The organism is Pseudomonas alkylphenolica, from assembly GCF_004025535.1.
GTDB lineage: Bacteria > Pseudomonadota > Gammaproteobacteria > Pseudomonadales > Pseudomonadaceae > Aquipseudomonas > Aquipseudomonas alkylphenolica_A.
Map to the genome: position 1 here is coordinate 1,154,425 of NZ_QJRG01000047.1, position 20,521 is coordinate 1,174,945.

General features: G+C 62.4%; 20 protein-coding genes. 13 read left to right on the forward strand and 7 right to left on the reverse strand.

Translation table 11 applies throughout. The features are described 5' to 3' along the window. Positions 1–10: 10 nt before the first annotated feature. The gene (locus DM813_RS20670) at positions 11–1,063 is read right to left on the reverse strand and encodes an NAD(P)-dependent alcohol dehydrogenase (RefSeq protein ID WP_128325224.1); all 1,053 of its coding nucleotides are present in this window, start codon (positions 1,061–1,063) and stop codon (positions 11–13) included. Positions 1,064–1,241: 178 nt separating this feature from the next. Here DM813_RS20670 and DM813_RS20675 point away from each other — a divergent pair, with 178 nt between their 5' ends. Further along, on the forward strand, positions 1,242–2,147 hold the full coding sequence (locus DM813_RS20675) for an AraC family transcriptional regulator (RefSeq protein ID WP_128325225.1): 906 nt from the start codon (positions 1,242–1,244) through the stop codon (positions 2,145–2,147). Between the two features lie 64 nt (positions 2,148–2,211). On the opposite strand, the gene DM813_RS20680 is transcribed toward DM813_RS20675, so the two are convergent. After that, entirely contained in the window at positions 2,212–2,532 is a 321-nt protein-coding gene (locus tag DM813_RS20680) for a cupin domain-containing protein (RefSeq protein WP_128325226.1), read from the reverse strand. 72 nt (positions 2,533–2,604) lie between these two features. Here DM813_RS20680 and DM813_RS20685 point away from each other — a divergent pair, with 72 nt between their 5' ends. The 5 genes from DM813_RS20685 (at position 2,605) to chrA (ending at position 9,476) form a co-directional block, all read left to right on the forward strand. Continuing rightward, positions 2,605–4,509 carry a M14 family metallopeptidase gene (locus DM813_RS20685; RefSeq protein ID WP_128325227.1) on the forward strand — a complete coding sequence of 635 codons (1,905 nt, stop codon included), beginning with the start codon at positions 2,605–2,607 and terminating at the stop codon, positions 4,507–4,509. An 82-nt stretch (positions 4,510–4,591) separates the two neighbouring features. Beyond that, entirely contained in the window at positions 4,592–5,599 is a 1,008-nt protein-coding gene (locus DM813_RS20690; protein ID WP_431312001.1) for a helix-turn-helix transcriptional regulator, read from the forward strand. Positions 5,600–5,680: 81 nt separating this feature from the next. Then, positions 5,681–7,423 (forward strand): amidohydrolase, encoded by a 1,743-nt coding sequence (locus tag DM813_RS20695; RefSeq protein ID WP_128325228.1) that lies wholly within the window; start codon positions 5,681–5,683, stop codon positions 7,421–7,423. An 89-nt stretch (positions 7,424–7,512) separates the two neighbouring features. Beyond that, complete coding sequence (locus DM813_RS20700; protein ID WP_128325229.1) at positions 7,513–8,253, forward strand: TorF family putative porin; 741 nt, start codon at positions 7,513–7,515, stop codon at positions 8,251–8,253. A gap of 26 nt (positions 8,254–8,279) precedes the next feature. Then, positions 8,280–9,476: a chromate efflux transporter gene (chrA, locus tag DM813_RS20705; protein WP_128325230.1), complete on the forward strand. Its 1,197-nt coding sequence runs from the start codon at positions 8,280–8,282 to the stop codon at positions 9,474–9,476. Here chrA and DM813_RS20710 read toward each other — a convergent pair. Further along, positions 9,473–9,772, reverse strand: a complete 300-nt coding sequence (locus DM813_RS20710; protein ID WP_128325231.1) for a DUF7693 family protein — start codon at positions 9,770–9,772, stop codon at positions 9,473–9,475. The genes chrA and DM813_RS20710 overlap by 4 nt on opposite strands. Before the next feature lie 82 nt (positions 9,773–9,854). On the opposite strand from DM813_RS20710, the gene DM813_RS20715 reads away from it, so the two are divergent. The 3 genes from DM813_RS20715 to DM813_RS20725 all read left to right on the forward strand — a co-directional run bounded on the left by DM813_RS20715 (position 9,855) and on the right by DM813_RS20725 (position 13,862). After that, positions 9,855–10,361: a sigma-70 family RNA polymerase sigma factor gene (locus DM813_RS20715; protein ID WP_128325232.1), complete on the forward strand. Its 507-nt coding sequence runs from the start codon at positions 9,855–9,857 to the stop codon at positions 10,359–10,361. Then, positions 10,358–11,332 (forward strand): FecR domain-containing protein, encoded by a 975-nt coding sequence (locus DM813_RS20720; protein WP_128325233.1) that lies wholly within the window; start codon positions 10,358–10,360, stop codon positions 11,330–11,332. The genes DM813_RS20715 and DM813_RS20720 overlap by 4 nt, the downstream gene beginning before the upstream one ends. An 88-nt stretch (positions 11,333–11,420) precedes the next feature. Then, positions 11,421–13,862 carry a TonB-dependent siderophore receptor gene (locus tag DM813_RS20725; protein ID WP_128325234.1) on the forward strand — a complete coding sequence of 814 codons (2,442 nt, stop codon included), beginning with the start codon at positions 11,421–11,423 and terminating at the stop codon, positions 13,860–13,862. A gap of 49 nt (positions 13,863–13,911) precedes the next feature. On the opposite strand, the gene DM813_RS20730 is transcribed toward DM813_RS20725, so the two are convergent. After that, the gene (locus tag DM813_RS20730) at positions 13,912–14,298 is read right to left on the reverse strand and encodes a hypothetical protein (protein ID WP_164897271.1); all 387 of its coding nucleotides are present in this window, start codon (positions 14,296–14,298) and stop codon (positions 13,912–13,914) included. An 85-nt stretch (positions 14,299–14,383) separates the two neighbouring features. Then, positions 14,384–15,118, reverse strand: a complete 735-nt coding sequence (locus tag DM813_RS20735) for a hypothetical protein (RefSeq protein ID WP_128325235.1) — start codon at positions 15,116–15,118, stop codon at positions 14,384–14,386. Between the two features lie 123 nt (positions 15,119–15,241). On the opposite strand from DM813_RS20735, the gene DM813_RS20740 reads away from it, so the two are divergent. Together DM813_RS20740 and DM813_RS20745 are read left to right on the forward strand one after the other, a co-directional pair. Beyond that, on the forward strand, positions 15,242–15,799 hold the full coding sequence (locus DM813_RS20740) for a MarR family winged helix-turn-helix transcriptional regulator (protein WP_128325236.1): 558 nt from the start codon (positions 15,242–15,244) through the stop codon (positions 15,797–15,799). A 5-nt stretch (positions 15,800–15,804) separates the two neighbouring features. After that, entirely contained in the window at positions 15,805–16,485 is a 681-nt protein-coding gene (locus tag DM813_RS20745) for an MOSC domain-containing protein (protein ID WP_431311994.1), read from the forward strand. Between the two features lie 20 nt (positions 16,486–16,505). On the opposite strand, the gene DM813_RS20750 is transcribed toward DM813_RS20745, so the two are convergent. Both DM813_RS20750 and DM813_RS20755 read right to left on the reverse strand, forming a co-directional pair. Continuing rightward, entirely contained in the window at positions 16,506–17,579 is a 1,074-nt protein-coding gene (locus tag DM813_RS20750; RefSeq protein WP_128325238.1) for an NAD(P)-dependent alcohol dehydrogenase, read from the reverse strand. A gap of 184 nt (positions 17,580–17,763) precedes the next feature. Beyond that, positions 17,764–18,579, reverse strand: a complete 816-nt coding sequence (locus DM813_RS20755) for a gamma-glutamyl-gamma-aminobutyrate hydrolase family protein (RefSeq protein WP_128325239.1) — start codon at positions 18,577–18,579, stop codon at positions 17,764–17,766. Positions 18,580–18,995: 416 nt separating this feature from the next. Between DM813_RS20755 and DM813_RS20760 the strand changes: the two genes are divergently transcribed. Both DM813_RS20760 and DM813_RS20765 read left to right on the forward strand, forming a co-directional pair. Next, on the forward strand, positions 18,996–19,289 hold the full coding sequence (locus tag DM813_RS20760) for a hypothetical protein (RefSeq protein ID WP_128325240.1): 294 nt from the start codon (positions 18,996–18,998) through the stop codon (positions 19,287–19,289). Between the two features lie 272 nt (positions 19,290–19,561). Continuing rightward, positions 19,562–20,521 (forward strand): type VI secretion system Vgr family protein (locus DM813_RS20765; protein WP_128325241.1); only part of this gene is annotated, 960 nt, incomplete at its 3' end.

The following is a 20,521-nucleotide window of genomic DNA, read 5'->3' on the forward strand; positions in this document are numbered from 1 at the left end:
GGCAACTGCATCAGGCCTTGAGCGTGGCCATATCGATTACGAAGCGGTACTTCACATCCCCGGCAATCATCCGGCTGTAGGCTTCGTTGATGTGGCGAATGTCGAGCATCTCGATATCGCAGCGGATGTCATGCTCGGCGCAGAACGCCAGCACTTCCTGGGTCTCGGCGATACCGCCGATCAGCGAGCCGGCCAGCACCCGGCGCTTGAGCACCAGATTGGCCGCATGCAGGGCCGGGTCCACCGGTTCGATCAGCCCCACCAGAATGTGCACACCGTCGAACTTCAGGGTCTGCAGGTAGGGGTTGAGGTCGTGCTGAACCGGGATGGTGTCGAGCAGAAAGTCGAAGTGCTCGGCTGCTGCCTGCATCTGTGCGGCGTCGGTCGACACGATGACATGATCGGCACCCTGGCGCCGCGCTTCTTCGGCCTTGCTGGCCGAGCGGGTGAACAGGGTGACTTCGGCGCCCATGGCCTTGGCGAACTTGATGCCCATGTGGCCGAGGCCACCCATGCCGAGGATGCCGACACGGTGCCCCGGCTTGACCCCGTAGTGCTTGAGGGGGGAGTAAGTGGTGATGCCGGCACAGAGGATCGGTGCCGCGCCCGCCAGGTCCAGGGCGTCGGGGATGCGCAAGACGAAACGCTCGCTGACCACGATGCTGTCGGAGTAACCGCCCATGGTGTTGCTGCCGTCCACCCGGTCAGGCGTGGCGTAGGTCATGGTCGGACCTTCCAGGCAGTACTGCTCGAGGTCCGAACGGCAGGCGTCGCAGTGTTGGCAGGAGTCGACCATGCAGCCAACGCCGACACGGTCTCCTACCTGGTAGCGGCTGACCTGGGCACCGATTGCGCTGACCCGGCCGACAATCTCGTGACCCGGCATCAGCGGGTACACGGCAATGCCCCACTCGTTGCGGGCCTGGTGAATGTCGGAGTGACACACGCCACAGTAGAGAATCTCGATGGCCACATCGTCAGGGCGCAGGCTGCGGCGCTGGAAGCTCATAGGCGCCAGTGGCGCGGTGGCGGACTGGGCGGCGTAACCGATGGCTGTGTACATAAAACCTCAGTAAAACGATAAACGGTAGAGGCTGCGGATTCTGCGCCGGGGCAGGGGGGCTGCCCACCGCCATTCCTCCGCCTGTCATGCCTAAAACTCCGGACATGACTGGCATGTGCATACGCGAGGCCGCATAGCTGCGATGATGCCAGTGTGTATTCCTCCGCCTTGGGTTCCCATGCAACTGACTCGCCACGTTGATGCCAACGCCACCTTGTGCTCCCTGATCCGCGCCCTGGCGGTACGGCCGGGCTTTGTCGACACACGCCTGCCCCAGGTGCAGGTGCTTTCGGCAAGCCACTATGTGGCAAGCAGCCCGCAGATTTACGAGCCGAGCCTGATGATCCTCGCCCAGGGCAGCAAGCTGGCGCGCCTGGGGCCGCGTACCCTGGAATACGGCGCCGGGCATTACCTGGTGCAGGCGCTGTCGGTGCCGTTCATGTGCGAGACCTTTGCTACGGCCGACGAGCCATTGCTCGGGGTGTCCGTGGCGATCGACCGCGGGGTGCTGGGTGAGCTGGTGCAGAACATGGACTTGCCGGGTGATCAGGCGGTCCAGGCACAGACACCCGAGTCGATGACGTCTGCTGCGCTGGACGACGCCATGCGCGATAGTGTCGAACGCCTGCTGCGCTGCTTGCAGGATCCGCTCGACAGCCAGGTGATGGGCGCCGCGCGGGTACGCGAAGTGCTCTATGTGGCACTGCGCGGACCACAGGCGGGGGTATTGCGAGCGCTGGTGGAGCAACAGGGCCACTTCGCGCGTATCGCCGCAGCGTTGAGCTACCTGCGTGAACACTATGCCGAGCCGTTGAGCGTCGAGGCCCTGGCCGGTTGCGCCAACATGAGTGCATCGACTTTCCATGAGCACTTCAAGCGCTGCACTCTGCTGTCACCGATGCAGTACCTCAAGCGATTGCGCCTGCTCAAGGCCCAGCAGATGCTGATCGGCGAAGGCATGGGCGTGGCGCAGGTGGCGCACCGGGTCGGTTATCAAAGCACCTCGCAGTTCAGCCGTGAGTACAAGCGTCACTTTGATCGCAGCCCCGGCGAAGAGCAGCCCTACCTGAGCCTTTCAGCCTGACTTCGCGGGTAAACCCACAGGGGACCTGCAGTGCACCTGTGGGAGCGGGTTTACCCGCGAATTACTACCCCACATGCACCGCAAGCCACACGCTGGCCTGATGGCTGTCGGTCCATTCCACCCGGTGCCGGCAGTGCGCCGGGATCTCGACAACGTCGCCCGGGCCGAGCACGCGCACGCTGGCTTCATGCTCCAGGCGCAAACCTGCCGAGCCGCTGAGCAACAGCACCCACTCGTCCTGCGGCTGGTCATACCAGAACCCGGCCGGGCTGGCCTGGCCATGGGAGACGATCCGTTCGATACGCAGGCCCGGTCGGGTCAGCAGTTCGTCGAAATGCTCCTGCGCTGTTGCAGCAGGGAGGGGGAATAACAGGTTGTCGAGCATCGCGGCATGACCCTCGTCTGGCGGTGAATTTAGGTTTAATGTGGCGACTGCCACTCATGATAGGGATTCATCATGAAACAACCGCTTTTGCAGCCTCTGTATGTCGCGATGTTGATGGGCATGTGCCTGCCGGCCTTGGCCGCGTTGCCCAGCGCACCGTCCTATATTGACGATAGCGGCTACCTGCAGGCCGCCAAGCAGCGCATTCTGCCGGCGATGTTCGAGCAGACCCTGACCAGCACGCGGTACATCGCCGCAGCGGATGACCCGCTGATCACCGAGGCTGAAGCCAGCCAGTTCAACCAGACCAGCAATTACCTGCAGACCCGCGACTACCTGACCAAACTGGCGGCGGCGTCCGGTGGCAGCATTGTCCTGCATGACCTGCCGGAAAAAAGTGCCGAAGGCCATTCGATGGTCATGGCCATCGCCTCGCTGGAAGTCGACAAGTCGCCGGCCGGGCTCAACGAGTCGGGCAAGCCGACGATTTTCGTTGAAGCAGAAATCCATCCGGGTGAGGCCAATGGCAAGGACGCGATGTTCATGCTGCTGCGCGACATGACCACGGGCGAAAAGCCGCTCGCCGACCTGCTGGCGAAGGTCAACATTCTCTTTATTCCCACCGTCAACATCGACGGCGACCTGCGCCGCAGCGCCTATGGGCGGATCAACCAGAACGGCCCGCAGGAAACCGGTTGGCGGGTCAACGGTTTGAACTACAACCTCAACCGCGACTTTACCAAGCTCGACAGCGCCGAGATCCGCAACGTGGCCTGGGTGTTCAACACCTATGACCTGAGCTTTTTTGCCGATACCCATTCCACCGACGGTGCGATGTACCCCTACGACAGCTCCTATTGCCACAACGGCAACGGCTGGTCGCCGGCCAGCAGCGCCTGGATGGACAACGTCATGCGCGCACCGGTGTACGCCGCGCTGCAGGCCGATGGCCATGTGGTGCACGAGTGCATCAGCCTCAACGACAACCAGGACCCGACCCAGGGTTACTACCCGTACCGCACCGACTTTGCCCGGTTTTCCAACCAGTACGGTGACATTCGCAACGTGCCCTCGATCCTCATCGAGCAACATGCACTGCACCCGTACCAGACCCAGGTACTGGGCAACTACGTGATGCTCAAAAGCATGATCCAGGTGATTGGCGAGCAGTCGGCGTCGCTCAAGGAGGCGATCCGCCAGGACCGCGAACGCCTGGAAACCCAGCAGGATGTGGTACTCACCTGGAAGCCCGGAAAGGCCCAGACAACGCCGTTCAGCGTTGGCGACTACCGCTACGAACAGTCACCCATCACCGGCGCCAAGACCATCGTCTGGAGCAACAAGCCCAAGCAGCTGACGGTGCCGGTAACCGGCAACACCGAGCCCGACCTGGTCACCAAGCGTCCTCAGCAGTACGTGGTACCGGGGCAGTGGCGCGAGGTCATCGCCCGGCTAAAGGCGCATGGCATCCAGATGACCACCCTGGAGCAACCGACGACCAAGGCCGTCACCCTGTATCGCATGGACGACGTCAAGATAGCCGGCGGTTTCGAGCCTGATCGTGCGCAAGCCAATCAGATCCCCGGTTATGAAGGACGGCTGCCGGTCAGCGGCGTGGCCAAGCCTTTCGAGCGCTTGCAGACCTTTCCCGCAGGCTCGGTGCTGATCGACGTGGACCAACCGCTGGGCGTACTGGCCGTTAACCTGCTGTACCCCGAAAGTCCGGACTCGTTCTGGGCCTGGGGCTTTTTCAACTCGACCCTGGTGGTGGCCGAGGAGCCCGAGGAATACGTGATGGAGCCGATGGCGCGCAAGATGCTGGCCGAAAGCCCGGAACTGAAGGCCGAGTTCGAGAAGAAGCTCAAGGACGACAAAGTCTTCGCCGCCAGTCCCAGCGCGCGCTTGCACTGGTTTTACCAGCGCACGCCGTTTTATGACGTGAATGCCTATGTCTACCCCGTAGGAGCGGTGTACTGAGGCTTGCTTGCAAGGGCGTGGACGTTGGCGTCTGCGCTGTGGCATGTTGCCGTTCTCAGGCCAGGCAGTGTTCGGGGAAATGATGGTGGTGGACGGAGTAGGCAGTACGCAGTTTTCGCTGGCAACGTTGCAGGCTTTCAATCGCTGTGTGCTGCAGCTGGCGAACCTGGCGCGCGATGCGGGTGGCTCGCATTTCATTGCCGACGGCCTGCAGGCGTTTCGCCAACTGGTGCCGTTCGCGTCGTCCTGGTGGGGCGAGATGTCCGGGGTCGCCGGCAGCGTGGCGCCGCAGAACTGGATGCATGGGCGCATTGACCTGCCGCCGGCGTTTGCCGGCGAGTGGCGCGAGGTGGCCGGGCATGACAGTTTTGCCATGGACACCCTGAGCAAACCGGGAAAAGTGGTGCGCGACAGTGAGTTCACCGACCCGGTCGAGGCGGTCAACGATTTTGCCCGCCGTTACGACCTTTACCATTTGATGAGCATCTCGTTCGAGCTGCCGGACAGCAACCTGACGTTTTTCGTCTGCCTGTACCGGGGCGAGCACGAGGCGGCCTTCAGTGCCCAGGAGGAGGTGCTGTTTGCGGCGTTTTGCGAGCACCTGCTACAGCTGTGGCGCTTCCAGGTGCAGGACATGATCCGCAGCGACACCGCCAACGATTTCGCCGTGGCGCGGCCGGACGGCAGCCTGCTGTACATCGGTGCGCAGTTGTTGGCGGTGATGGAGCGCGAAGTGCCGGGTTGGCACGGTTCGCAGTTGCCGCCAGCGGTCATTGCGCAATTTTCCCAGGTGCCCTGCGTGATGCGCCTGGGGCGTAGCGCGCTTACCCTGAGTGCCAACGCCGAGCATGTGATCCTGTCGCTTGAACCGGCCGTGCCGGGGGTGGTGCTGGCGCCGCGTGAGCGCACTGCGGCGATGCTGTTCGCCGCCGGTCACTCCTACAAGGAAATCGCCCGCATCCTGTCGTTGAGCCCGGCCACGGTACGTACCTACCTGCGCAACTGCTATGCGCAACTGGGGGTCAAGAGCAAGGTGGAGCTGGGCTCGGCTTTGCGCTCGCCGGCAACGTTCGCAGAGAAAACCGCCTGACCCTCCTCATTTGCGGAGGTCCGTTCTGTTGTTGTGCGCGCTAGGGTGTGCCCAGCCCGATAACAACAAGAGAGCGTTCCGATGCAACGATTGATTCCCAACCTGCTGGCCGCCGCGCTGGCCTGTTCTTCCTTCTACGCGATGGCTGCCGCCGACCTGGTGCTGGTCAACGGCAAGGTGTACACCGCCGAGCCCGGTCAGGCCCTGATGCAGGCGGTGGCGATCAAGGATGGCAAGATTCTGCAGGTCGGCAGCGATGCGCAGATCAACGCCCTGGCCGATGCCAGCACACAACGCATCGACCTGGCGGGCAAGGTGCTGATGCCCGGCATGATCGACACCCACAGCCATCCGGTGTTTGCCGGCGCGGCGACGCTGGGGGCCAATCTGGAGGACGAGGTCAAACCCGTACCGGAGCTTGAGCAGTGGATCCTGGAGCAGGTCAAGGAAGGCCGTGGACGTGCGGGTGATGTGATCAGCATTGCCGGGGTGAGTTCGGCGTACTGGGAGCAGAACCAGGCACTCGCCAAGGTCTTCAATCAGGGGCGCTGGGCTGATCAGCCGCTGGTACTGGGCGGCATCGATGGCCACACCGGCTGGGCCAACAACGCCATGCTCAAGCGACTGAACATCGATGCGGCGGCGGTCAAGGCAATGTCGGAAAAAGACCGTGGCTACGTTGGCCACGCTGCCGACTTCACGCCAAATGGCAATTTTTCCGAAGCGGGCTGGGACCGGGTGCGTAGCCAGATCCCGGCAGCCAGTAAAGACTTTATGCTCAAGGCCGCCCGTGAGGCGGTGCGCATCAACAACCAGTACGGGGTTACCGCCTGGATGGATGCAGCGTCGAACGCCGGCAGCGATGATTCGCTGTTTGACTTCAAGGCCACCGCGCAAAGCTACGGCGTGTTGCCGCTGTACCGGGAGCTGGCCGAAAACGGTGAGCTGAGTGCCCATGTCGCGGCGTTGCTGCTGACCAACTCCAGGAGCACGCCGGCCGACCTTGAAGTGCTGGACACGGTGAAGAAAGCCTTCGAAGGCGTACCCAACCTGAGCTTTCCCGGAATCAAGATCTTCGTTGACGGTGTTCTGGAATACCCCGGGCAAACCGCTGCGATGCTGGCGCCCTATAAAAACAGCAGTAAACGCGGCGAGCTGCTGATCGACCCGGCGCACTTCGGCGAGCTGGTGGTGGCCGCCGAGAAGCGTGACTGGATCGTGCACATGCATGCGGTCGGTGACCGTGCCGTACAGGAATCGCTCAACGGTGTGGCCTATGCACGCAAGCTCGACAGCACCCCCCGAGGCCACAGCATCACTCACCTGCAAGTGGTCGATCCCAAGGACTTCCCGCGCTTCAAGCAGCTGGGCGTGATTGCATCGATGCAGTTGCTCTGGGCGACGGGGGAGAACTACACCGTCGAACTGGTCAAACCCTACATCAGCGCCTCGGCGTACAGCCATCAATATCCGGCGCACTCGCTGCTGCAGGCCGGTGCAACGATCGCCGGTGCCAGTGACTGGCCGGTGTCCAGCCCCAACCCGTGGAACGCCATTGCCCAGGCCATCACCCGCAAGGGCCCGCTGGGGGTACTCAATGCCAAGGAAAGCATCGACCGTCAGGCGATGTTCCAGGCCTATACCCTCAACGCGGCGAAAACCCTGCGCCTGGAGCAGCAGATCGGCTCGCTGGCACCTGGCAAGCAGGCCGACCTGATCGTCCTTGACCGCGATGTGTTCAGCGTCGACAACGACGCGCTGTTCGAGACCAAAGTGCTCAAGACCTTTTTCGCCGGCAAGCAGGTCTACGCCCCGGCCTCCTGACACCCCACCAGCAACACCGTTCGGCCCCTTGCAGTGCGAGGGGCTCGCTATCGCTTTGCCCTGACAATCAATAACAACAAGGGTTGTGTATGAACGCACGTGCCATCTTTACCGCCGCCAGCCTGCTCCTGGCTCCATTGTCCGGCCAGGCGCTGACCCTGAGCGAGGACTACACCCTGGAAATCGACCTTGCCGCCGTCAGCGACTACCGCTCCCGTGGTATCTCGCAAACCCTCGGCGACCCGGCGCTGCAGGGCGGCGCTACGCTGATTCATAGCAGCGGTTTATACCTGGGGGCCTGGACCTCCAATGTCGATTACGGCTATGACTTCAAGACCCGCCAGGAAGTGGACTACTACGCCGGCTGGTACTGGCAGGCCACTGACGCCATCAGCCTGGACCTTGGCTACCTCAAGTACAGCTACCCCAAGGAAGGCCAGTTCAACATGAGTGAAATCTACGCCATCCTCGACCTGTACGGGGTCAAGCTGGGCGCCTACTACTCCAGCGATGCCCCCAACGCCTTCGGCAAAGACCAGGACACGCTCTACAGCTACCTCGGCTACAGCTTTGCCTTGCCAGCCGAGGTCGGGCTGGAGCTGCGACTGGGGTACAACGACGTAAAAGACCCGGCGTTCTGGTCGGCCAGCGGCGACAACCGCGACAGCTACTACGAGTGGGAGGCCAAGCTGACCCGCGCGTTCTTCGGCATCACCTGGGGGCTGAGCTACATCGATACCGACCTGTCGAAAAGCGAGTGCCTGGGCTGGTATGGCTATGACGATCTGTGCTCGGCTACAGTGGTGGTGAGTGCCAGCAAGATCTTCTGAACCCACCCACTGCGCCAGAGCACTGCATGCCGTCACCGCGTCCGGACGACCACACCCCGTGGCAGATCTTGCTGATCTTCCTGCGCCTGGGCCTGACCTCATTTGGCGGCCCGGTTGCGCACCTGGGCTATTTTCGTGACGAGTTCGTCGTGCGTCGCCGTTGGCTGAGCGAACGCAGTTATGCCGACCTGGTCGGGCTCTGTCAGTTTCTGCCGGGCCCCGCCAGTAGCCAGGTCGGTATTGCCCTGGGGCTTTCCCGCGCCGGGTATTGCGGCGCACTGGCGGCGTGGGCTGGCTTTACCTTGCCATCAGCGCTGGTGCTGATCGCCCTGGCCTTGGGTATTGCCAGTTCGGCACAGGTCATACCCGGGGGTGTGTTGCACGGACTCAAGGTGGTGGCGGTGGCCGTAGTGGCGCAGGCAGTGTGGGGGATGGGGCGTAGCCTGTGTGCAAGCCGCGGGCGGGTGGCATTGATGGTTGTTGTCACCGCGCTGGTGCTCTGGATGCCATCGGTGTGGACTCAGGTCGCAGTGATTGCCGGCGCCGGGGTGGTCGGGGTGTGGCTGTTCAAGCCGCAGCAGCCGGTCGACCCTGCACCGTTGACAGTTGACGTCAGCCGGCGGGCAGCCTTGTGCTGTCTGGGGGTATTCCTGGCCTTGCTGGCAGGGCTGCCGCTATTGGCCGCGCTCTGGCCCAGCCCGACACTGAAAATGGTCGATGCCTTCTATCGCAGTGGCGCCCTGGTGTTTGGCGGCGGTCATGTGGTGTTGCCATTGCTGCAGGCGGAAGTGGTGCCCAGCGGCTGGGTGAGCAATGCGACATTTCTTGCCGGCTACGGCGCTACTCAGGCAATGCCAGGGCCGCTGTTTACCTTCGCCGCGTTTCTCGGAGCGTCGATGCAGGGGCCGCTGTCCGGCTGGATGGGCGGGTTGCTGGCGCTGGTTGCGATCTTCAGTTCGTCATTCCTGCTGGTTTTCGGCGCGCTGCCATTCTGGACGCAATTACGGCACAACCTGCGTATGCAAGCAGCGATGCAGGGCGTTAACGCGGCGGTAGTGGGCCTGCTGCTGGCGGCGCTGTACCAACCGGTGTGGACCAGTGCGATTGCGCAGCCTGCAGATTTTGTTCTGGCGCTGCTGGCCCTGCTGGCATTGATGATCTTCAAGCTGCCAGCCTGGCTGGTGGTTGCAGCCTGTGGCCTGGGAGGCTGGTGGCTGAGTTAGCCCGGCTGACTCAACAAGCGCTCGATCTGGGCCATTTCCCAGGTGCTGAGCAAGCTGACCGGGTCGGTGCCGTAGCGTTGCCAGGTGTCCAGCGAACCCTGGCGGCCATCGGGGTGGTGGCAGCGCTCGCAGTGGTGCAGGTGGCTGCCTTCGAAATCCAGCAGTAACTGCCAGCCTTCGATGTCGACCCAGACCCGCTCATTGGCCTCGGGCCGGTCGAGCTTCTGCAGCCTGCGCACGCCCATGGCCGCGTCGCGCAACTGCTGGTAAACCTCTCGGGGAAACAGGGTGGGCATGGTTAACCTTGTGTGGGGGGATTGTATATTCACAGTGCCATCACGATAATGAGACTAATTACCATTAGCGTGTGATGCCGTTGTGACCAGCACTGTCGACTCCAAGGCTCTCGTGGCCGACCTGTACAGCGATCATCATCGCTGGTTGCGCGCCTGGCTGTATCGCCGGCTGAACTGTCCGCACGATGCGGCGGACCTGGCACAGGATACCTTCGTCCGGGCCATGGGCAGTAGTGCCTTGCCGGTGATCGAGGAACCTCGCGCCTTTCTTGCCACCGTGGCCCGGCGCCTGCTGAGCAACCTGTTCCGCCGTCGTGCGCTGGAGCAGGCGTACCTGGAGGAGTTGGGACGATTGCCGGAACACTGCATGCCCTCGGCCGAGGATGTGCTGCTGGTGCGTGAAGCCCTGGCGCAGATCGATCGTCTGCTCGATGGCCTGCCGGCGCGGGCGCGTCACGCGTTTATCCTGCACCGCCTGGAAGGCTTGACCCAACCGGCTATTGCCGAGCGGCTGGGGGTGTCGCTGGCCTCGGTCGAGCGCGATTTGCGCCGGGCATTCCTGCATTGCCTGAGTGAGCCGAGCGAATGAGCCGCCTGCCCATTGACCGTGTCACCCGTGAGGCCATCGACTGGCTGCTCAAGCTGGAGCGCGCTCCGGCGGGCAGCCCCATGCAGTCGGCCTTTGACTGTTGGCTGCGGCGCTGCCCGACGCATCAGCTTGCCTGGCAACGGGTCAACGCGGTGATGGCGGCGCCATTGGCTGACCTGCAGCAGGCTGAACAACGCACGCCGGGGCAGTTGGCACTGGCCAGCCGTAGCCTGCGCGAGCTGCCGACGACGTCGCGGCGCAAGGTGCTCGGTGGCGGCCTGGCCATGTTGCTGGTCGGGCTCGGCAGTGCCGGTATTGCCCATCGGCGCACGCCGCTCGATGACCTGCTGGCCGATTTGCACACTGGTACCGGCGAGCGGCGAGCCTTCACATTGGCGGACGGTTCGCGCCTGCGCCTGAACGCTCGCAGTGCCGTGGATCTGCGTTTCAACGCCAGCCAGCGTCTGGTCGTGCTGCGTGCGGGTGAATTGCAGGTCGATGTCACACCTGAGCCGGGCAGGCCGTTTATCGTGGCCACCGCCCAGGGGCAAGTGCAGGCCTTGGGTACGCGCTTCAGCGTGCGTCAGGACGAGGGCGACAGCCTGGTTGCCGTGCAACAGCACAGCGTCCTGCTCATTACCGGCAACGCCGCCGCCCTGCGGGTCGAGGAAGGGCAGGCGTTTCGCTTTGACGGGCTGCGCAGTGAAGCCGTGGCGCCGTCCTTGCGCACCCGTGCGGGCTGGGCCGAAGGCCGCGTGGATGTGCGTGACGAGCCGTTGGGCGAGCTGATCGAAGCCCTGCGCCCGTACCGTGCCGGGCTGTTGCGTGTCAGCCCGCAAGCGGCGCGGATCCGGGTGTATGGCAGTTTTCCGCTGGACGACACCGAGCGCACCTTACTCTCGCTCAGCGAAACCTTGCCGATCCGTGTCGACAGCCTGGGCAGTTGGCTGACCCGTATCGACGTGATCTGATTGTAAAAAAAACTGTGTGGGTCGTGAGGGGATCCGGGCAGTGGCGTGTCCTCGTTATGGACAACAACTTTGAACGAGCTCCCACACCATGCCCGATTCCATGATCCGCCCCAGCTTGCTGGCCCTGGCCATCGCCCTGGGCGGCGCTGTGCCGCTGAGCGCGCTGGCGCAAAACGACAGCAGCGTCAGTGCCACCCAGATGTTCGACATCGCCGCCGGCGACCTGGGTGAAAGCCTCAGCCGCATTGCGCGCCAGTCGGGCCGCGTGCTGTCGGTAAAACCTGAATGGGTGCAGGGCAAACAGGCGCCCCAGGTGCGTGGCCAGTTCACCCCGGAGCAGGCGGCCAGCTACGCCTTGCGCGGCAGCGGCCTGAACCTGAGCATTACCGCGGGTGGCACCTGGAGCCTGGTGCCGGCGGCACAGGGCGATGCACTTGAGCTGGGCGCTACACAGATTACCGGGCAAAGCGCTGAAAACGCCTGGGGACCGGTAGTGGGGTACGTGGCCAAACGTACCGGCACCGCGACCAAGACCGATACCTCGGTGCTGGAAGTGCCGCAGACCATCAACATCATCACCCGGGATGAAATCACGGCGCTGGGTTCGCAGTCGGTGACCCAGGCCTTGCGCTATACGCCGGGCATCACCGGCGGCGGTTTCTCCGATCGCGTCGGCATTTTTGACGAGCCGACCTCCCGCGGTTACTCGCCGACACCGCTGTACCTGGACGGCCTGCATTTGCCCTATGGCGGCGGCAGCACCGGTGGCGCCTTGCAGATCGACCCGTACCTGCTCGAACGTATCGAGGTGATGAAGGGGCCATCGTCGGTGCTGTATGGGCAGAACCAGCCGGGCGGCCTGATCAACATGGTGTCCAAGCGCCCCACCGAAACGCCCATTCGTGAACTGAAGCTCGGTGGTGGCAGCCAGGACCGACGCGCGGCGGCCTTCGACTTCGGCGGGCCACTGGACGATCAGGGTGAGTTTCTCTATCGCCTGACCGGTAGCGGCTTCGACAAGAACGGCGAAATCGATTACGTCGAGCAACAGCGTTTCGTGCTGGCGCCCAGCCTCACCTGGAGCCCCAACGATCAAACGCGGCTGACCCTGTACGGCCATTACCAGAAAGACAACGGTGTGCCCGAGGCCCAGGGATTGCCGGCGATCGGTACGCTGTACAGCAGCCCCAATGGCCGGATCAAGCGCAGCCGCTTTATCGGTGAGCCGGACGTCAATGCCTACGATCGCGAGCAGTACACCTTCGGCTACGAGCTGAGCCATGAACTGAACGATGTCTGGACGCTCAAGCAGAACTCGCGCTACGCCTATGTCGACGATCACTACCGGGCGCCATTGCACGGCTACCGCTTTGTCACCAACCCGCAAACCGGGGTCGACGACCAGCGTTACCAGACACGCTATGGCGTGGACTGGAAGCAGCGCAACAAGGTGTTTGGCGTGGATAACATCGCCCAGGCGACGTTCAACACCTTTGACGTGGCGCATACCCTGTTGGTCGGTGTCGACTACTACCATTCAAATTCCAAGTTCCTTGGGCTGTACGATCGCAACCCGCCGATCATTGACCTGTACGACCCGGTCTACGGCCAGCCGATGAACTTCGGCCAGCCGTTCAACTGGGACAACACCACGACCCAGACCGGCCTGTATGTCCAGGACCAGCTGAAATGGGACAACTGGTTCCTGACCCTGGGTGGCCGGTATGACTGGGCCGAAGTGGATACCCGCGAACCCATCGCCGGCAACTTCAGCAACGTCAAGGACGAGAAGTTCACCGGGCGTGCCGGGCTGGGCTATTCGTTCGATAACGGCGTGACCCCGTATGTGAGTTACAGCGAGTCGTTCCTGCCGTTGAGTGGTACCGACAGCGATGGCAAACCGTTCGAGCCGTCGACCGGCAAGCAGGTCGAGGCGGGGATCAAGTATCAGCCGCCCGGGCAGGACAGTTTTGTCCAGCTGTCGGTGTACGAGATCAAACAACAGAACGTGCTGACCAGCGATCTGGACAATGCCGGGTTCTACAGCCAGGTGGGCGAGTTGCGTTCGCGCGGGGTGGAGCTTGAGGGCAAGGCCAACCTGACCGACAACCTCGGGGTGATCGCGTCGGTGTCGCGCAACGATGTGACCTATACCAAGGACAACGACGGCCGAGAGGGGCGTCATCCGGCAGGTACGCCGCCGCTGACGGCGTCGCTGTGGCTGGATTACCACTTTATCGGTGATACGCCACTGGCCGGCCTGGGCTTGGGGCTGGGCGCGCGCTATGTCCGCAGCAGTGACGGCAGCGACTATGCCGAGGACCATTTCTCGATTCCGTCCTACACGGTGTACGACGGGATGATTTCCTATGATTTGCAGCAGTCGCCGTTGCGCCTCAAAGGGGTGAAGGTGCAGATGAATCTGCAGAACCTCGAAGACAAGGTCTATGTGAGCCGCTGTACCAGTGATGTGGACTGCTATTACGGGGACGGACGCACGATTACCACTGACCTGACCTACAACTGGTAGGGGTTAGGTCCGCGCTTGCCTAACTAGCGTGGGTAATCTGTAAGTTGCGTTATGCGTCACGCAACAAGTCGTTGGCATCGAGCAGGCGGTAGGCAATTTCCGGCTGGCGTTCAAGCGCACGGCGGATGGCGGCGGGGATGCTCTGGCGGGTCTTGCGGCACAGGCCCGGCAGGTCGTCGATGTGAATGTTGAAGCCGCGCATGGTGCGCACTTCGTTGTAGCTGGGGCTGATCTGCACGCGAATACCAAGGTTTTCGTAGAGCTTGCGTTGCATGTGCTCAAGGTCGGCGAGATTGCACACGTTTTCTAGCCGCTCTAGCAGGCGCTTTTCCTCCTGCCGGGTGAGCAGCAGGATGCGCGAGTCCCGAAGCGTTTCACGCCCGCAATCGCAGGCGCCGGGCGGGCAGGGGGTGCGGGTAGGCAAGGAGGCGTTCATGGCCTCCAGCATAGCGATGACGACAGGCTTTTGCCCAGAGGCGAGCCGCTGTCTGTCGTCGGGCGGCTCGCCTGGGCTGGGCGACTTATTCCTGCTTGAGTTTCCAGGTGCCCGGCAACGACAGGTCACCCGAACTGATGTCCCACACACTGCTGACGCACAGCAGCGGGTCGTGCAGGTCGGCATTGACCTTCAGCGCGGCGGTTACACCGTCATAGTTGAAACTCTGCGGGAAGCCAACGGCTGCCAGCGGCACGCTGATCTGCGCCGCGTTCTTGTCAACGTTAAGCGCGTAGCCGGGTGAGTCGATGTAGATCGGCGCACCTGGCCAGGTGGCCGGCAGTTTCGGTTTTGCCCCTTTGGGGATGTCACGCACCTTCAGGCCGCTCGGGCCGCAGCTTTCATCCTTGCTCAACACGACCCAGTGGGAGTGCCACAGACCGCCGTCGTTGTCGGTCTTGCCATCGCGGTTTTCATCGAGTTGCGGGGTGTCATCGAAGTCCGGGTGGGAAGTCAGCGCCAGGGCGAGGATCCCGGCCTTGGCCTCGAAGCCGACGCTGCTGCTGTCCAGGCTGGTGGGCCAGACATAGCTGTAGACCTCGGCCCCGGCAAACGCGCCCTTGGCGCTGGGCAGGCGGCTGCCGGCCTTGCCGTCGACCAGTTGTTCGAACACCAGGTTATCGCCTTGCTTGAAGACACGCGTCTGGACCAGGTCGAAAGCTGCCTCGGCGTTACCCTTGGCGCTGCTGATGCCTGGGCTTTCATGGGCCCAGGCCTGGGTGGCAAGCAAACTCAAGGTAAAGACCAGTGTGCGTTTCATGGGATTTCTCCTGTGGATTATGGTTTCGAATCGATACCAACAAGCCTAAGCGCATCCCGCCCTTTGTCAATATAGTTTTTATTCGATACTATCTATCGACGTCATTACCCGAGGTCACCCATCGTGCTATTCGACCTGTTGGAAAGGTTGTCGAGCCTGACCCGCGTCTGGTTTCGCCAACATCCGCTGCTGGCCGATCTCCAGCCGATTCAACTGAGTGCGTTGCTGTACCTGGCGCGTTGCAACCGCTACTCCAATACGCCGTTGGCGGTCACCGAATACCTGGGGTTGACCAAGGGCACCGTCTCGCAATCGCTCAAGGCCCTGGAAGCCAAAGGTTTGATCGTCAAGACCCAGGATGTGGCGGACAAGCGCAGCGTGCACCTGAGCCTGACCGAACCGGCACGGGTACTGCTTGCTGAAGTGATGCCACCGGATTTTCTTGCGGCTGCCAGCGCGCGCATGGGCACTGATGCCCAGGACCTGGAACACCTGTTGGGCGAACTGTTGCGCACGATTCAACGCAGCGAGAACGTACCGGGATTCGGTCTGTGCAAGACTTGTCGTTTCCACCGTCAGACCGCTATCGGTGGCTTCTGCGAATTGACTCAGGAGCCGCTGGCCGCCGCCGAGCGCGAACTGATCTGCCGCGAGCATCAGCCTGCCGAACTGACGGAGTAATGCCGATGAAGCTTGAAACTGTCCTGACCGGCAAAGCCGTGCCGTTTACCCGGCCGGGTTCCGCCAGCGCTATCGCCAAACAACCGCGCAGCGGTGAGATGGCAGTAACTGAACGGGGCCTGGCCGGTGACGAACAGGGCGACCTGCGGGTGCATGGTGGCAAGGACAAGGCCATCCATCATTACCCGCGCGAGCACTATGCGTTGTGGGCGGCGGAGTTGGGCGAGCTTGCGTTGTTGCAAGCGCCTGGCGCCTTCGGTGAAAACCTCAGCACCCATGGCTGGACCGAGCAGACGGTGTGCCTGGGCGACCGCGTGCGGGTCGGGACGGCGTTGCTGGAGGTGTCGCAAGGGCGCATGCCGTGCTGGAAGCTCAATGATCGCTTCGGGGTCAAGGACATGGCGCTGCGGGTGCAGCAGAGCGGGCGTACCGGCTGGTATTACCGGGTGCTGGAGGAGGGCGTGCTGGCGGCGGGGGATTCATTCGAGCTGATCGGGCGGCCGCATCCTCAGTGGTCGGTGGCGCGGTTGTCGTCGGTGCTGTTCGATAAGCGCATTGATCATGACCTCATTCACCAGTGCCTGGAGCTGCCACTGGTGCCGTCCTGGCGACGAACCCTGGAACGCCGCCTGGACCAGGCTGCCGTGGAAGACTGGGCCCCGCGTCTGCAGGGCCCAGTAGCGTAATCAATCCTCTGTAAAGCCAGTCAAGGCGTGATCGCGACCTTCATGACGCCGTCACGCTGGTGCGCAAACAGCTCGTAGGCCGCTTCGATATCGTCCAGCTTGAAGCGGTGGGTAACCAGCGGCTTGAGATCGACCGCGCCGCTGCTGACCACTTCCATCAACCGGCGCATGCGCTCTTTGCCGCCGGGGCACAGGGTGCTGACGATGCTGTAGTCGCCAAGGCCTGCACCAAAGGCCGACAGCGGCAGGGTCAGGTCAGTTGAGTACACGCCCAAGCTCGACAACGTGCCACCCGGACGCAGGACGCGCATGGCCGACTCGAACGTGCCCTGGGTGCCAAGGGCTTCGATGGACACATCGACACCGCGACCCTGGGTGAGGGCCATGATCTGTTCCACCACATTGCCTTGTTTGAAGTCGACCACATGAGTGGCACCCAGCTGGCGGGCGACGGTCAAACGCGCGGCAACGGTGTCTACACCAATGATGGTGGTGGCGCCCATCAGGCGTGCCCCGGCCACGGCGCACAGGCCAATCGGCCCCAGCGCGAACACGGCGACCGTGTCACCAATGCGCACACCGCCACGCTCGGCACCGGAGAAGCCGGTGGACATGATGTCCGGGCACATCAGTACCTGCTCATCACTCAGGCTGTCGGGGATCGGTGAGAGGTTGGCCATGGCATCGGGCACCAGCACGTATTCGGCCTGGGTACCGTCGATGGTGTTGCCGAATTTCCAGCCGCCGGCGGCACGAAAGCCGTGGGGCGTGCCCGGGCCATCTTGCGAAGAGCAGCCGCACAGGCAGGCGTAACTGTGCCCGCTAGGGGTGATGGCACCGGCGATGACCCGTTGCCCTTCGGTAAATCCCTGGACCTGGCTACCCAGCTTTTCAATGATGCCGACCGGCTCGTGACCGATGGTCAGGCCTTTGGCGACCGGGTACTCGCCGCGCAGGATGTGCACGTCGGTGCCGCACAGGGTGGTGGTGGTTATGCGCAGCAGCGCATCAGAGGGACCGACATCGGGGATGGGCTTTTCATCGAGGACGATGCGGTTCTTTTCAACGAAGATTGCCGCTTTCATGCGGGACATGGCCATTTCTCCTGAACAGGTGTGCGTGGCTGGGACGTCCAGTCTTCGTTCAGGGTGCGCGCTTGCGGGGCAGAAGGCTATTGATCAGGGTCAAAGGGAGGAGGGCAAAAAAAAAGCGGGGTGAACCGCTACCTCAGGTCAACGCAGGACCAGAGGCGGCATGTTCACCCCGCAATAGGCTGTATCAGGCGGCCGAGCTAAGTGGCTTTACGCCTTGTACCTTGGCAACCTGCTTGCGGCAGGCCTCACCGAAGGCTTCAAACATTTTTACCGAATCCGGGTTCTTCGCGGCTTGCCACTCCGGGTGCCATTGCACGGCAAACAGGAACGGCGACAGGCTTGGTGCATGGATCGCCTCAACCAGGCCATCTTCAGCGTAAGCCAGCGGCTCGATGCCTTTGCCGAGGTTTTTCAGGCCCTGGCCATGCAGCGAGTTGACGCGGATTTCGTCGGTCTTCAGCAGCTTGTGCAACCAGCTGCCCTGTTCCAGACGCACGCCGTGGACAGCGCTGTACTGCACGTCGACCGGATCTTCCGGGTTTTCCCGGTGATCGTTGAAGCCGGCTTCTGCGTAGACCTTCTGGTAGATGTCACCACCCAGGGCCACGTTGATTTCCTGCATGCCACGGCAGATGCCGAAGATAGGCAGGCCGCGGGCGATGGCGGCTTTGACCAGCGGCATGTCGAACAGGTCGCGGTTGCGGTCCTGGCCTTTGCCTGGGGTTTCGTTTTCCTGGCCGTACAGGGCCGGGTCGATGTTGCTGCCTGCACCGGTCAGATAAACGCCATCTGCCATGTCCAGGTAGGTTTCCAGATCTTCGACGCCGCAGCAGGTCGGCACCAGGACAGGTACGCAACCGGCGTGTTCAACCAGCGGCACGATGTATTTGTGGGTCATGACCTGATAGTCGTGGCCTTTGCGCTCTTGGGCGCCCATGGTCATCAGGACTACAGGTTTACGGAGGGTTTGTTTCTTATTGCCAATGTTGCTGTTGGGCATATGTCACCTTGGGACAGGCGCGGCCTGTCATTATTGTGCAGGCGCGCGGCTGAAACCTTTGCGCTACCTGAGGTTTCGAGCACTGCCGGAGGGGCGCAGAGGGCCGTATTTCCGGTCGAAACCTGCTATACAGCTTGCCAGAGCCGTTTAATATGTCAAACGACTTCAGATTGCGCGGGCGAAGCTTGTCATTGCTTCGCTGCAATTATGGGCGTGCAGCCCTTTGTAACCGCTGATGTCATCGATTTTGCCGGTCAATTATATTTGACGGTTATCTTCTCTTACCGGCCTATACTTTCCGGATCGGCAACAGCCTGCTGTCGTTGACCGGGTCGAGACGCCTCTGATCCTCGGTCGAGCCTTCGTAGTTACCGAATGTGAGTCGTCCTCACTCAACGCTACAGAGGGTGCAGCACATGGATATTGTCAGTCTGGTGGTTCAGATCATTGCTGGTGTGGTGGGCGGCAATGCGGTGGGCATGAGCAAACAAAGCATGGGGCCGGGGCTTAATTCGGTCGTCGGCGGGATCGGCGGTGTAATACTCGGGCAGGTGGTTGCGGCTATTACCGGTGAGCCGGGTACCGCAGCGGCTGCCGGTGGCGGAGTGGACCTGGCGGCGTTGATCAGCAGCATCATCGGTGGCGGCGCCGGCGGTGCGGTGTTGACCTTCATCATCGGCCTGATCAAGTCGAAAATGCATCCGCAGTAGGTTCAGGCGTTTTCGCTTCTTGCTTTGGCCTCGCAGGCGCCATCGCCAGCTATGCCTGCTCCCACCGACAGGTCGCTCACACTGTGGGAGCAGGCGTTGCCTGCGATGGGCTGGCTAGCAGCCCCAACTGCCGGATAACCGCGCACCACGGCCTTGGCATCATTCAAATTTAGCGAAATTTCCCACAGGTTTTTAGGAAGACCTAGCCCCCACTCAGGCGCTTTTCCCCGCTAGTGTTGCTGCTCTTATCAAGCAGCAGACAAGGACTTCTCTTGCCTAGCCAATCGGATCTGCGCTACAGCTTCCAGCCCCTGGTCGGCAAGGCCTCGTTCGAGGTGGTGTCGTTCAGCCTCAAAGAGGCTGTCAGCCAACCGTTCGCCCTGACCCTGGAACTGGTCAGCTACCAAAGCGATATCGACTTCACCCAGCTGCTTGATCAGCCGGTGCTGTTCACGATCTGGCGCCGCGAGCGGCCGCTGCGCTACGTGCACGGACTGGTCAGCAGCCTCAGCCAGGGCGAAACCGGCTTCCACCGCACCCGCTACAAGGCCCTGGTCGAACCACAACTGGCCCGCGCCAGCCTGCGTTCGAACTGGCGCATCTTCCAGCAGAAAACCGTCCCGCAAATTCTCGAACTGATGCTCAAGCGCCAGGGCATCATCCACTTTGAGTTGGGCAGCGCTTTCGACCATCAGGTCCGCGAATTCTGCGTGCAGGCTGGCGAGACCGACCTCGCGTTCTTCACACGCCTCGCCGCGGAAGAAGGCTTCGTCTACCGCTTCGAACACAGCGCCAAACAGCACAAGCTGCTCATTACCGACCGGCTGCTGTCGCTGGGTTTACTCAGTCGCGGCAGCATCAAGGATGAGCAGGAAGACAGCCAGGAAGCATTTCCCGACACCGTGCTGTACCACGCCAGCGGCGGCGGCGATCAAGCCGAACCGTGCCTGCGCCGCTTCAGCTACCGCGAACAGGTGCGCTCAACGCGCCAGGTGCAGCGCGACTACACCTTCACTCACCCGGCCTATCGCCTGGAGCAGGTCGGCCTGCCCGATCACATACAGCACCTGGCCAATGACTACGAACGTTTCGACTACCCCGGCCGTTACAAACGCGAAGCCGTCGCCAAACCCCTCATCCATACGCGCGCGATGGGCCTGCGCCACGATGCACGCCTTGCCGAAGTCGAAGGCGACGACGTACGCCTGCAGCCCGGCCTGAGCTTCAGCCTC